General features: G+C 40.4%; 9 protein-coding genes. 8 read left to right on the top strand and 1 reads right to left on the bottom strand.

Annotated features, from left to right (window positions below):
- Positions 1 to 282: 282 nt before the first annotated feature.
- The 4 genes from ltrA (at position 283) to DSM02_RS17975 (ending at position 3491) form a co-directional block, all read left to right on the top strand.
- Positions 283 to 1533 (top strand): group II intron reverse transcriptase/maturase, encoded by a 1251-nt coding sequence (ltrA, locus tag DSM02_RS17960; RefSeq protein ID WP_128766877.1) that lies wholly within the window; start codon positions 283 to 285, stop codon positions 1531 to 1533.
- Positions 1534 to 2285: 752 nt separating this feature from the next.
- Positions 2286 to 2648, top strand: a complete 363-nt coding sequence (locus tag DSM02_RS17965; RefSeq protein WP_128766878.1) for a hypothetical protein — start codon at positions 2286 to 2288, stop codon at positions 2646 to 2648.
- Position 2649: 1 nt separating this feature from the next.
- Positions 2650 to 3120 carry a hypothetical protein gene (locus tag DSM02_RS17970; protein ID WP_128766879.1) on the top strand — a complete coding sequence of 157 codons (471 nt, stop codon included), beginning with the start codon at positions 2650 to 2652 and terminating at the stop codon, positions 3118 to 3120.
- Between the two features lie 131 nt (positions 3121 to 3251).
- Positions 3252 to 3491: a hypothetical protein gene (locus tag DSM02_RS17975; protein ID WP_128766880.1), complete on the top strand. Its 240-nt coding sequence runs from the start codon at positions 3252 to 3254 to the stop codon at positions 3489 to 3491.
- Positions 3492 to 3993: 502 nt separating this feature from the next.
- Here DSM02_RS17975 and DSM02_RS17980 read toward each other — a convergent pair.
- Complete coding sequence (locus tag DSM02_RS17980; protein ID WP_128766881.1) at positions 3994 to 4407, bottom strand: hypothetical protein; 414 nt, start codon at positions 4405 to 4407, stop codon at positions 3994 to 3996.
- An 811-nt stretch (positions 4408 to 5218) separates the two neighbouring features.
- On the opposite strand from DSM02_RS17980, the gene DSM02_RS17985 reads away from it, so the two are divergent.
- The 4 genes from DSM02_RS17985 to DSM02_RS18000 all read left to right on the top strand — a co-directional run bounded on the left by DSM02_RS17985 (position 5219) and on the right by DSM02_RS18000 (position 14803).
- Positions 5219 to 9283 (top strand): T9SS type B sorting domain-containing protein, encoded by a 4065-nt coding sequence (locus DSM02_RS17985; RefSeq protein ID WP_128766882.1) that lies wholly within the window; start codon positions 5219 to 5221, stop codon positions 9281 to 9283.
- Between the two features lie 83 nt (positions 9284 to 9366).
- Positions 9367 to 9921 carry a hypothetical protein gene (locus tag DSM02_RS17990; RefSeq protein ID WP_128766883.1) on the top strand — a complete coding sequence of 185 codons (555 nt, stop codon included), beginning with the start codon at positions 9367 to 9369 and terminating at the stop codon, positions 9919 to 9921.
- 69 nt (positions 9922 to 9990) lie between these two features.
- A complete protein-coding gene (locus DSM02_RS17995; protein ID WP_128766884.1) occupies positions 9991 to 10392 on the top strand; it encodes a hypothetical protein in 402 nt (133 codons plus the stop codon).
- An 82-nt stretch (positions 10393 to 10474) separates the two neighbouring features.
- The gene (locus DSM02_RS18000; RefSeq protein WP_128766885.1) at positions 10475 to 14803 is read left to right on the top strand and encodes a CusA/CzcA family heavy metal efflux RND transporter; all 4329 of its coding nucleotides are present in this window, start codon (positions 10475 to 10477) and stop codon (positions 14801 to 14803) included.
- Positions 14804 to 14810: the final 7 nt, after the last annotated feature.

The raw sequence follows: 14810 nt of genomic DNA on the forward strand, positions 1-14810 counted from the left end.
GTTTGAAGTATGACAAACATTATAAGTCCAGCGGACACCTGTTTATTGGCTGGTCGGCAGGCGTCATTTAGGAGGCATGACCAGTATTTGGGCTTATTTACGGAACTCGGGAACCTGTGCCAAGATGCAAAGTGAAATGCACAATAGCGCAAACTAGAGGCAGAATAGCGAAGCTTGACACAGGGACGGATCAGTCTGTAGTAGTGATGAAGTTTCTGTAATGGAAATGGAGCGAAGGGATTGACTTATTCAGTTTTATCAATTTTTACAACTCGCAAGAGGATGATTGAATTTGAGAAGACAAAATCATTACCTATTACTAAAGAAATGGTATGGGAAGCTTATCTACAGGTAAGGCGCAAAGGGAAAAGTGCAGGGGTAGATGAATTGAGTATGTCACAGTACGACCTACAAAGACATCGACACTTATACAAAGTCTGGAACCGCTTAGCCTCGGGCAGCTATTTCCCACCTCCAGTCCTACAAGTTGAAATCCCTAAGAAAAACGGTTCTGTCCGTCAATTGGGGATTCCTACCATTAGCGATAGAGTAGCTCAAACGGTTATAAAGAATCAACTAGAAGAAAGACTGGAAAAGATCTTTCATCCACACTCCTATGGTTATCGACCAAAACGTAGTGCTCATCAAGCACTTGATCAGGTTCGTGCAAACTGTTGGAAATACGATTGGGTGATCGACTTGGATATCAAGAATTTCTTTGATGACATTGACCACGACAAGTTACTTAAAGCGCTAGGCAAACACGTGGATGAAAAGTGGGTGCTGCGATACATTGAAAGATGGCTCAAAGCTCCACTGCAAACCCGAAGAGGTGAAATTATTTCAAGAACAAAAGGCACACCGCAAGGTGGGGTGATCAGCCCACTCTTAGCCAATTTGTTTTTGCATTACACCTTGGATGTTTGGCTTGGAAGATTGAACCCTTCTATTGAATTTGTACGTTATGCCGATGATATTATCATCCATTGTTCGACACAAAGTCAGGCAGAGCAAAATCTACAAGAAATCAAAGAAAGGGTGGAGCATTGTGGATTGACCTTACACCCAGAGAAAACGAAAATCGTGTACTGTAAGGATTTTAGAAGGCAACAAAAGTATGAAAAAGTGAAGTTTGACTTCTTGGGATATACTTTTCAGCCTCGCACCTCAAAATCCAAGAAAACAGGGAAACTGTTTTTGGGCTTTGATTGTGCAATCAGCATCCAGTCAAGATCACGGGTATTTGAACAGATCAGGAAAATGGAAATCCCAAGAATGCAGTGTAAAAGTATTGTTGGCATAGCACATCACTTGAACCCAAAACTCCGAGGGTGGATACGTTACTTTGGTAAATACCGTGGCTACAGCTTATCCAAAGTGTTTTATGTACTACGCATAAAATTGGTAAGATGGGCTAGATATCGTTACAAACGGTATAGAACTAACTTGATAAAAGCCTATAAATGGTTAGACAGGGTTCGGGAACAATATCCCAGCCTCTTTTACCACTGGCATTTGGGTTATTCGAATTAAAGGTATAAATTGAATAAGAAGAGCCGTATGATGGGAGACTATCACGTACGGTTCTGTGAGAGGCTCGGGGTGAAATTCCCCTTGCCTACTCGACGTGTGCTGTGAGTGGGGCATAAACCTCACGTAACTATTTATAAGATGGTGGAACCGACCCACCAGAATCTGCTTGTAGGAGCTGGTTCTAAACCACTTCTCTAATGCATTCAAAGTAATTTGTTTGTGTGAAGCGAGAGAAGAAAAGGCAGACTGGATCTGTCAGGTGTTGATAAAAGAGATGAGCGAAAGCGAACCTTCCGATGAAGCGTCGAGAAGACAAAACATGTTGCCAAAACCGAGAAATGTCGAGTTCTCAGGGACAAGGATAGCGGAAACCTATTTACTGGCTATTCGGCAACCGTCGTATAGGGGGCATGACTTTTATCTGGGCTTATGGATGGAACGCAGGAAGCCTTACATTAATGTAAAAGGGAAAAATCAAGCAGAGCAACTGCAAGATGATTACCAATGTAGTGTAAGGTGGCGGACTAACTCGTAGTAGTGAAGAAACTCCTGTAATGGGAGTGGAGCAAAGGGGTTAGCTAATTTAAAATATGATTTGCCAACTTGAAAGAGGATGAGCTTATATTTTGTAAATTAAATTAGAAGAGCCGTATGATGGGAGACTATCACGTACGGTTCTGTGAGAGGGGAAGGGTGAAACTCCCTTTTCCTACTCGACACCCAAACGTTGGCAACAAGCTGAAATCAATCAAATGGAACGTCGAACGATAATAATAATTGGATTCCTATTCTGTTTAATCGGAATTTTGATTGCGCCATTATTTTATGAAAATACGCAATACGGAGAAATTTTCTTTTTGTTAATTATATATCCAATTCCTGCACTGATTTTAGCAACTCTAAATGGATACCTACTTCGATTTACGGAATTGAAAACTCAAAATCTGATTTTAAAAATCGGAATTGGATTCATTCCTATTCTAATTATGATATTGTTGGCCAATGGAAAGGAATCACCAATACAATTTATAGCAACTTTTGGAAGTATTGGAATTGGAATAACTGACCTAATTTGGATTACAAAATTGACAAAAAGCCAATTGACAACAAACTAAAATGAACGAAATTAAGAAAGTCAAAATTTTTACAATACTAATTCATTCGTTCATAATAATTGGAGCTGGACACGGAATTGGAATTATGGGAATAATTGATTTTGCGAGTATTCCAAATTTAATAGACAATTACGGATTTACGTTAAATCGAAATTTTGATGATGATATTATGTCAATCGGACATTTATCTCTAATTGGAAAAATATTGTTGATTTTTAGCCTGTTTATAAAAATTAATAGGATTAAAAACCTGACTGCTTTAATCGGAATTTTAATTTTATGGGTTTCAGTTTATTTTCTGACTTCTGGAAATTGGAATTATGACTCACTTTATGAATTAGCTTTTTGGACAAGTATTCCGTTTCTGATTTCATCAATAATTCTAACTTATTTAATAATTAAAAACATCAAACAAAATATAGAACGGAATAAAAAGCCAGTTGCCAACAATGTATCCTATGAAAAGCCCTAGTCCAGTTCTTTAAAGTTACTATTTAATTTTTAATTATCTCATAATGTTGTTTTTGGGGTGTTGAATCGTTGATAATTCCGATAGGATTATCAATCATTCAATACCTATATAACTTGCTCAGCATCCTATATGTGGTCCATGAATTTTCAGTAACCGAAAATGGAACTGAAATATCAAATGGAACTTATGAGTTAATTATGAAAGAGTCTATTTACTCTGGAAAAATGGAAAGACTTATTCAATTTCCTGAAAACGAACAATATTTAGGGTTTGTGAAAACTGGAATAATAAATATTTACAAAAACGAAAAACTCAATATTTCTGACAACAATGCTGATGGAATTGGAAGTGAATTTGTAAGAATTGAATAAAACTACACTAAATAGCTTGCCTTCGTGAGGCCGTTACAGCCTGTCCCGTTGAAGAACGGGAACCCAGAATGAATACCGTGTTGACTGAACCGGTTGGTTGTCTGTTTGCTCGCTATAAGCCAACAGAGTTATGCAGGCAACATCTGCAGATTTAGGACTGATGGTTCTGCCTTACAACCTGAAAAGGTGGTTTAATCTTGGGGTATTCAAAGCTCTTGATTGCGTTATAGCGTACGTTTTAATGCTCATTAAGGCCTTTAGAAAACGTATGAGGTAAACTACAGTCTTAAAACAAAGACATTCCAATATTCGCTTTTTGTTTTGGATATCGCAGTCACTTCAACTACTTTTATAAACAGGTGGTTGTGAGACAAACTGCCGTTAGCACCAATATTCACGAATCTGAAAAATAAGTAAAACTTAAATAATGATAAAGTTATCTAATACTGTAAAAATCACTGGATTAATTTCTATCTGTTTATGGATAATTGGGAGTATTATCTTATTCAATGAAAAAAATGGAAGAGCCACTATTGTCCTTACTGCTGTAATTATAATAGCTGGATTGTATGCCCAAATAATTAAAGAAAGAAAAGTAAATTCGGAACATTAAGGCAAATTTTATTTTAATAAAAAACGCAACTTGTTGTTCTCTCTGAGTATTATAGTAGGACAAAATAATATTCATTGGGAACCGAGAAAATAAAGTGCGTTGCACAATAACTAACGTTCGTGCAGCCGGTACAGCCTGTCCCATTGTAGAACGGGAACCCAGCATGAACCGTGTTGACTGAACCGGTTGGTTGCTTGATGTCTTGATTTTCTCCTGAGTATCCTTATCGCTTCCTAAATGCTGTAGGCTTACAACCTGAAAAGGCTCATCAACCTTGGGATAGCATTCAATACTGCTATTCATTATTCAATGTCTCGTGTTTTTGGTTTGCTAAGGCCGTTAAAAGAAGAATATGCAAACGGTATTGCCTTAAGGCTACTCTTGTCTCTTCTTTAAATTTTATTGGATATCGCAGCCACTTCAATTACTTTTAAAGAATAAACAGGTGGTTATGAGACAGACTGCGTTTGGCAACAAGCTAAAATGAAAATGAATAAATTTTTATGGAAAAAACTACAATAATAGTTGGGATAATTATTCTTTTAATAACAACTTTTTTCAGTTGGAAGATTTTTGGTTCTAATAATAAAAAACAACCGGATAATAATTACAAAAAATGGAAGTCAAAATGGATTTTTTGGCAAGGTGTAATATTCCCGAGTATTATAGCAACATTTCTGATAATGTTCATTTTAAAATGGACTGGTGTATTGATTTTTTAAAATAAAAAACGGATCAGTTATGAATTTTTCGGATTATAAGGAGCACGAAGGAAAAAAGCCCAGTTGCCAACACAAATGGTAGCCGTAGCACAACCCCATAATTCTAAAAAACGTATTCATTTAAACCGTCCCGATAGCTATCGGGATGAGCGGTTTTTTTAGTTGTATACAGATTGTAAATCAACAAACCAGATTTCTTAAATAAGACCTTCCCACTTCCCGTGGATTCTAAGCCCAAGTAAACCGTTGTTCTTACACTAAGGGTTTGATTTTCAAAAAAATAAAAAATAAGTCTCGGTTTTTGTTTAAATTTAGGTATTAGGTATAGAAATAATTTATCCACTATAAAAGCGTTATCTCTTTGCAATTAAATGAATTAGCCCCATATCATTATGAGCAAACGTCTCCTTCTTCTTGTTGTATGGGTATGTTTTACAGCACATACGTTCGCGCAACAGGTTAGTGTTAGCAGTCCTCAACCTGCTGATAACCTGGTTAATCAACTCTTTAACGATGCCTGTGCTGAGGTTTCTAATATCTCCATTTCTGCTACACAAGCCGGTGGAATTTTCAACAATAACGGTGGTGCTTTTCCATTAGCAAATGGTGTTGTCTTACGCACCGGTAATGCACAATTTACGGCGGGCCCCTACACAGACACTAATTTGAGTACCCAACTCAACACCAATAATGATGCATACCTCCAAAGCTTGAATGAGGCTACCGGAAACGGGGCTCAAATTGAAGAAACGACCTTTCTTGAATTTGACTTTATACCGCTTTCCAGCAATTTTAGTTTCGATTTTATTTTCGCATCTAATGAGTATGGCGAATGGCAATGTGCTTCACAAGATATTGTAGCCTTTATATTAACAGATTTGAGCACCGGTCAGTCTCAAAATCTTGCTGTAACTCCTTCCGGTGAATCCGTTTCGGTCCGTAATATTAGAGATAACCAGAACAATCCGTCTTGCAGTTCGGTAAATCCAGAGCTTTTTGACTCGTATGAAGTCTCTAATGCCCAATCAGTTATCAATATGCGGGGGTACAGTGAGGTTCTTAATGCCGCTTCAACCCTTACTCCGGGAACCTCGTATACGATACGGATCGTTATCGGGGATTCTAACGATACCAATTTTGATTCAGCGATTTTTCTTGCCGGTGGAAGTTTTAATACCCGTGTAGATCTTGGACCAGACCTCACCTTGTGTAGTGGTGATGTGGCTGTTTTAGACACGGGTCTTGACGCTTCGGTTTATGCACACAGGTGGCTGCGTAATGGTACGATCATTCCAGGGCAAACGGGAAATAGTATTACCGTAAACCAAAGCGGAACATATACGGTACGGGTAACAAATAAGGGTTGTGTCATTACAGACGAAGTGATTGTTAGTGAACTTTCGGTAACCGAACCTCCAGATATAGAAGCATGCGCAAATGGCGGTCAGCCTTCGGCATTTGATCTCCGGGTAAATGATACAGAAGCACTGGGATTGAACGCTGATCAATTTGATGTCGTGTATTATGCGTCACTTGCCGATTTAAATGCAGATCAACCTATAGCAGAAAATGAGACAACTGCATACCCAAGTACAGGAAACCAGACTATTTATTTGAGATTGCGGAATACAAATACCGGTAGTTTTTGTGATGCTACTTATGATTTTGAACTGGATGTATTACCCGAAATAGCGGTTTCAGAACCGAATCCTTTACGCGTGTGCGCTCCTGAAGGAAATGATGTTTCTGTAGATTTAACACCGATTAATAATCGTATTCTGGGAGGTCAGAATCCGGCTCTTTTTCAAATAACCTATTATGCATCTGAGGCAGATGCGAATAGCGAGACTGACCCTGTAGAATCACCCTATTTAGTTTCTGGAGGAACCGCCACAACGACACGCTGGGCACGTGTTTCTTATGTTGATCAGGATACCTGTTACGAGGCAGTAGCCTTTGATATCATGATTAATGAGTTGCCACCGGTAGATCAATTAGGAAATGTGATAACCTGTAACGCCTATGAGTTAGAAGCACTCACAAATGGAGACTATTATTCAGGGTCTAACGGTTCAGGTATTCCATACAATGCCGGTGATATCATTACTGAAGATACGGTTCTGTTTATTTACAACGGCCCCGATGCCAATGGCTGTAGCAGTCAGTCTTCGTTTAGTATCACATTTGTTTCAGAATATGACTTGGGTGAAGTAGAGGCTTGTGGCGCATTTGTAATTCCACCTACTCCTGCTGGTGCTTTTTATACCGAATCTGGAGGTCCTGATGGAACAGGTGTGCGTTTGAACACGGGAGACGAACTCACTAGCAGTCAAACAATTTATTTTTATTTTAGAGAAAACGGGTCTGTGTGTAGAGATGAAGCATTGGATATCATGGTGTATCCGCTTCCGCCGGTAGATCAGCCTGCAGACGTAGTGGCTTGTAACAGTTTTATGCTTCTAACATTAACAGATGGTAGTTACTTTACCGAACCTGATGGCCAAGGCGCACCGCTTAATGCAGGTGATGATATTACTACGACACAATCGGTATATATTTATAACTATGATAGTACAACTCAATGTGAAAACACCTATGAGTGGCGTATTTTTATAGTTCCGGAGTTTAGCGATCTACAAGTATGTGGTTCTTATACGATCCCTGCTGTAGAAGAAGGTGCTTTTTACACTGCGGCAATGGGAGGAGGCGCTTCAATACCTGAGGGTACTCAACTAACAAGTTCACAGCGCATCTATTACTATGTGAATACCACGGCAGGTTCTAATTGTACTGATAATTCATTTTTTGATCTGGATGTTATCGCCATCCCCGAGGTTGATACCTTATCAGATCAATTATTGTGTGAGGGAGAGACTTACACACTTCCTGCATTAACCGATGGAGAGTATTTTGAAGAACCTGCAAGGGGAGGAGCACAGTACGTTCCGGGCGATGTTATTGACGCAACGCAAACACTATACATCAATAATGAAGTAAGTATTTGTCAAAGTGAAACTCAATTTACGGTTGAAATACGCCCCTTATTACCCGTTGATAATCTCAGCTTTGTATATTCGTGTGAGGCGTATGTTTTACCAGAATTAAATGACGGCAGGTATTTTACAGAACCTCAGGGGCAGGGGACCGAATTGTTTTCAGGAACCGAAATTGCTCAAACCCAAACGATCTACGTTTATAACGCGTACGAGGACTTTCCTTCGTGTTATAGTGAGAATACCTTTACCATAAATATCTTAGGAGTAGAAGTTGAAGAGTTTGAAGATGTGGCGAGTTGTGATTCCTATACGTTGCCTGCTTTAATTGAAGGTGATTATTTTACGGAAGCTGGAGGTCAGGGAACTAGGCTCGCTCCGGGAGATGTTCTTACCACTACACAAGAAGTATTTATTTATGCCAGAAATGGGACGCGTTTTTTCTGCGAAGCTGAAAGCAGCTTTACGCTTACTATTTCAGAAACACCAGTCCTGGTTCCTGAACCTGATGTGGAGCAATGTGGAAGGTATACCTTACCAACATTACCTCAGGATGTATTTACTCAGGGATATTATTTGGGTCCTGATAAACAGGCGCCCATGGATCCTGCCGAATACGAATTGGTACCGGGTACGTATACCATTTACAAATATGCCGAGGCTGCTGATAATCCGGATTGTTTTGCTGAAGATGTCTTTGAGGTGATCGTTTATCCCCTGTTAGATTTTACGGTTGAAGGTGGAACCGTCTGCCGAAATGCAGCGACCGGAGCGGTTGAAAATCCGGTGGTATTAGATTCTGGTTTAAATCCATCAGAATTTTTAGTGAGCTGGTTTTTAAACGAACAGTTGGTTGGTCAGGGGCAAACCTTTACTGCTGAAGAAGCTGGTGTTTATACCGTTTCAACCGAAAAAATAATTCCTGAGGTGGGAGCTGCCTGTAACTACAACCCCACAACAGTAGAAGTGTTTGAGTCTGCAGAGCCTATTTTTGAAGCAGAAGTCACACAGCCCTTTGCAGAGGTGTCAGCTATTGAGATTACTGTTGTTTCTGGTTTTGGAGAATATGAGTACCGTTTAGACGATCAGTCTTTTCAAAACACCCCGGAATTTATAAATGTTGCTCCCGGAGTTCATACCGTTACGGTTAGAGGTGTGAAGGGTACGTGTGGAGAAGCTGTGTTAGAAGTTCAGGTGATTAATTACCCGAAGTATTTTACCCCCAACAACGACGGGTATCACGACACGTGGAATATAGCTTCATTAGCGGATCACCCCGAAGCACAGATCTTCATATTTGATCGCTTTGGCAAGTTGATAAAAAATATCGCACCCACAGGACCCGGATGGGATGGGACCTATCGCGGCAGAAATATGCCTTCTGATGATTACTGGTTTAGAGTAGCATATACTTTTGAAGACGAACCGGCAGAATTTAAAGCGCATTTTACCTTGAAGCGTTAGCTTCAAAATCATATAGGGAATCAATTTTATGTTAGTCTTCAGTAAACGGAACATTTATTGAGGTGTATTTCTAAATTCAATTTATGAAACACCTGTATTCCGTTCTTGCCTTCTTGCTTGTGACCAGTTGTATTCCCTATAAATTCGCTCCTAAAATAAAAGGAGACCACGTTCAGCTTGCAAAGAAGTTCCATAGAAAACTACCGCGTCAAAATGCCTTTATCTTTGAAGACATCAAGGGTGCCGGAGAATTTTATGACTATCTGTATTTTAAATTAAGGCCAGATCCTGATTTGCATCCAGATGATTTCGCCTATAATTTACCTGCAGATATTGAGGGAATAAAAGGCTATCTCACCTTTTATGAGGTAGAACGCTCTTCAAATACGCTCAATTTAATTCCGTTAGTAATAGACGCTGCGCTCGAGGTAAACGATTATGATGCTCTTTTAGAAGATACCTATGCGAGTAGAACCGGTCACTGGTATATTGTGATGATCTTAAGAGATGAGGCGGTAAAGGATATGTTGAATCCTGAACACGAGCACTATAAATTGGCAAAGCAATACCTGAGTGACCTTAAAAAAGAATACCTCAATACCGCTAATTACGAAAGCTTACTGCTGACCCGGCACTAACTACTTATATTAATTATAAATACCAATGCCCAAGTAAATTGTTTTCAATTCTTAAGTAACTTTGCGCCGATGTCAAAATTAGTTACCTCAATATTGTCGATAATGCTATTGACCCAGAGCTTCAATTTGAGCTTTGGTGATTTTTTGCATTTTGAAGATTTGGTAAATCATTACGAGTACCATCAAGAGACGTTTGGGGATGATGTTTTTTCATTTTTGAATAAACATTATGGCGAGCTCAAAGCGGAACACAATCTAGAACATCAGGAAGAACGGGAAGATCACGAGAAACTTCCGTTTGAGCATCAGCATTGCTGTATTCATAGCGTTGTTGCTTTTTTAACTGATTTTGAATTGTTGCCAGCGCCTAAAATTATTCCCTTAGACCAGACAACTTCTAATTTTGCTTACCGGGATTCCTATTCTTTTTCGTTAGCAAACAGCATTTTTCAGCCTCCTAAAAACGTATAGATCTCTTACCAGATTTAATACCTAGAGTGCATTTGCGTGTAGTAAATGCTACTGCTCTAATTCACGTTTTTATATTATTATCATGCTTAATGCTATTATAAATTTCAGCATCAGGAATAAGTTAATTATCCTGTTGCTAACCGCTGCGATTGTTGCCTTTGGGCTGTATTCGCTTTCTCAAATATCTCTGGGTGCTGTTCCTGATGTTACTAACAATCAGGTGCAGGTTATTACCACTTCAGACAATCTCTCTACTGTAGATATGGAGCAATTCATCACCTATCCGGTTGAATTGGAAATGGCCAATTTACCGGGGGTTAAAGAAATTCGTTCGGTATCTAAGTTTGGTCTCTCGGTGGTTACTGTCGTTTTTGAAGACGATATGGGTACCTACTTACCGCGCCAACTTTTAGCCGAAAAAATCAAGTCTGCTTCAGAAAAAATCCCTTCCAGTTTTGGAACCCCGCAAATGGGTCCTATCACAACCGGTCTTGGTGAAATTTATCAATACGTCCTTGATGTAAAACCGGGTTATAAGGATAAATACTCAGCAACAGATCTGCGTACGATACAAGACTGGGTGGTTAAACGCCAGCTTTCGGGTATTCCCGGAGTGGTAGAGATCAATTCCTGGGGAGGTTATCTCAAGCAGTATGAGGTAGCTATCAATACCCAAAAACTCAATGCGATGGGTATTTTGGCAGCTGAGGTTTTTGCTGCATTAGAGAAAAACAACAGTATTGCCGGTGGTGGTTATATTGAGAAAGCCAATCAGTCCTATTTTATACGCGGTGAAGGCCTTGCTGCCTCGCTAGAGGATATAGAAGATATTGTGGTGACTAATCACGAGGGCATACCCGTGTATGTCAAAGACGTCGCGACTGTAGGGTTTGGTCACGCGACACGGTTTGGCGCAATTACCGGTAACGGTGAAGGGGAGAAGGTTTTGGGGCAAATAATGATGCTTAAAGACGCTAGTTCTAACGAAGTTATTAAAGCGGTAAAACAACGGGTTAGTGAGATAGAATCTTCCCTCCCCGAGGGTGTTTACATCAATGCTTTTTTAGACCGAAGTGAACTCATCGCTAAAACTACATTTACCATTGGCGAGAACTTAATTTTAGGGTTTCTCATCGTGATTTTTGTTGTGATTTTGCTTTTGGGCAACTGGCGCAGCGGACTCGTAGTGGCTTCGGTCATTCCCTTATGTTTGCTTTTTGCACTGGGAATGATGCATATTTTTGAGGTAGATGCCAACTTGCTCAGCCTGGGAGCGATTGACTTTGGGATCATCATAGACGGTGCCGTGATCATCGTAGAATATGTGGCTTATAAAATGGCACAAAGCCAACAAACGCTTCAAAAACGGTCTTCAAAAGAAAAACAGGATATCAAGAATGAAATCACGCGGGAGGCTGCTTCTACGATGATGAATTCAGCGGTTTTTGGGCAATTGATCATTCTTATCGTATTCATCCCTATTCTTTCTTTAAGTGGGGTAGAAGGTAAAATGTTTATACCCATGGCGCTGGTGTTCAGCTTTGCTGTAATGGGCGCGATGTTGTTGTGTTTTACCTATGTGCCGGTAGCAGCATCCCTGTTTTTAAAAGCCGAAACGCCTTCAGATCGAAACAGTTCTGTACGCCTGGTGAAGTACTTAAAGCGTCACTACGAGCGGGTTATTCACTGGGCTTTAGACTCGAGAAAATTAGTTATAGGTCTTTCCGTAGGGCTTATGGTGATTGCGGCCTATATTTTTACGACCATGGGAGGCGAGTTTGTACCGCAACTGGATGAAGGGGATTTTGTGATCCAGCCTATATTAAAAACGGGCACTTCCCTTAGCGGAACTATTGAACGCACTACCCAAATTGAAAAAATACTGCTCGATAGTTTCCCCGAAGTTAAGCAAGTGGTTAGTCGTATAGGTGCCGCAGAAGTTCCTACAGATCCGATGTCTATGGAAGACAGTGACGTGATCATCACGCTTAAAGATAAAAGCGAGTGGGTGTCAGCGGATTCTAAAGACGAACTTGCAGCGCGTTTTAAAGAAGCCTTGAGTATAATTCCCGGAATGGGAATTGAATTTACTCAGCCGATCGAAATGCGTTTTAACGAACTCATCACCGGCGTGCGGGCAGATATCGCGATTAAGATTTTTGGCGAAGATCTGGAGGTGCTCAATCAAAAAGCAAATCAAATACGGGACCTCATCGCTGATGTTGAGGGAGCGGCAGATATTTCGGTGGAAAAAGTGACCGGCCTGCCCCAGATGAGTGTCAACTACAACCGCGCTAAAATCGCCCGCTACGGATTGAATATTTCGGATATCAATGATCTTATTAAGATGGGTTTTTCCGGGGAAACGGTTGGGAATATTTTTGAAGGGGAGAAGCGTTTTGATCTGGTGGTGCGTCTTGAAGAATCACAACGAAAGGACATAGATAACCTGCAAAACCTGTATGTAGATACCCCTATGGCTGGTAAAGTGCGCTTGAGCGAACTCGCTGAGATCAGGTATACTAAAGGTGCAGCTAAAATATCAAGAGATGATACGCGGCGGCGTATTGTAGTCGGTGTCAATGTGCGTAAACGCGATTTACAGTCTGTAGTAGATGAAATTCAGAAACGCGTAAAAGCCAATATTAAGTTACCTGCCGGTTATACGATTGACTATGGCGGACAGTTTGAGAATTTGCAGAGTGCAACTTCCCGGCTTCAAATAGCAGTGCCGGTAGCACTCTTACTCATTTTTATCATGCTGTATTTCGCATTCAATTCGGTTAAAGAAGCGTTGTTGATTTTTACGGCAATTCCACTTGCTGCGGTAGGCGGAATCTTCTTATTGTGGTTGCGCGATATGCCGTTTAGTATCTCTGCAGGAGTTGGGTTTATAGCCCTTTTTGGTATTGCGGTGCTCAACGGTATTGTAATGCTCGAGCATTTTAAAGAATTGAAAAAACAAGGGATAACCGATAGGTACGAACTCATAACACGCGGTGCAACAGATCGCCTAAGAGCAGTACTATTAACAGCTACTGCAGCAGCATTAGGCTTTTTACCAATGGCAGTTTCTACAAATGCGGGTGCCGAAGTGCAACGTCCGTTGGCTACAGTGGTAATAGGCGGATTGATCTCGGCAACGTTGCTCACGCTGGTAGTCTTGCCGGTTCTGGTGTCTTGGTTTGATAAAGAATTGAAAAATGAAGGCAGTATGCGTTTAAAAAATAAAACAACATCAAGCTTACTTATTCTTATTTTAATGGGTGGTTTTGCACAAGCTCAGGAGGTAAGTGGTTTTGAGCAAGTCAAAGAGTTGGCTTATAAAAACAATGCCGGTATCAAAGCTGCCGGATTACGAACGGACGCAGCAAGTGCAGCGATTGGCAGTGCGTTCTCTTTTGATAAAACCGAAATCTATTACCATTATGACGAAAACAATCTGGCTACAAACAACAGACCTATTGATGTTTTTGGGATTAGTCAGTCGTTTGCGTTTCCTACGGTTTATTTTGCACAGGCAAAAGCAAATAAGGCCAGTTATACCGTCGCTGCAACGCGTGCCGAACTCGTAAAACTAGAACTGGAGCGTAGTTTGGCTAATGCGTATTACACCTTGCAATATGTAAACGAAAAGCTTCAGCTGTATGAAGGTTTAGACAGTATTTATCAAAATTTTGCTTATGCGGCAAAGCGCCGGTTTGAGTTGGGGGAAAGCAATTATCTGGAGAAAATTTCGGCGCAAGCCAAACAAAAAGAAATACAAACGCAACGTAAACAAATTGTTGAAGAATTTCAGGCGGCTCAAATACATTTGAAGCAATTGGTACAGGTAGATACGCTTTGGGTCAGACCCGGGCCCATACAACGCCTTTTACCCACTAGCACGCAAGAAAACACTGCAGTAGCCAAGGCGTTTTACGATTCTAAAATAGATCTGGCCGAGGCACAACAAAAGCTCAGTAGCCAACAACTCTTGCCAGATCTGACCGTGAATTATTTTCAGGGATCTAATGACGGCTTAGATAAAAACCTGATTGGGTATCAGTTTGGAGTGAAGATTCCTTTATTCTTTTCTGGTGCTTCCAGTCGTATAAAAACGGCAAAAATAGAAGCCCAGGCGGTAAGTCAGGAGGCAGCAAATTATAAAATTCAGCTTCAGGCTCGAATTACAGGTCTTCAAAGCGATCTTAATAAATATGCCGAAAGCCTTAGGTATTACGATACCGAAGGCAAAGCGCTGGCCGACGAACTCGAGAAAACAGCGGTTTCAAGTTATAAAAACGGGGAGGTAAATTTCTTTGAATACATCCAGATTCTGCAGCAGGCGTATGCTATTAAACTCGCTTACCTGGAGAGTCTGCATCAGTATAACCAGACCGTTATTCAACTCAACTATATGCTACTTTAAAGACATA

Source organism: Leeuwenhoekiella polynyae (genome assembly GCF_004104075.1).
Taxonomy (GTDB): Bacteria; Bacteroidota; Bacteroidia; order Flavobacteriales; family Flavobacteriaceae; genus Leeuwenhoekiella; species Leeuwenhoekiella polynyae.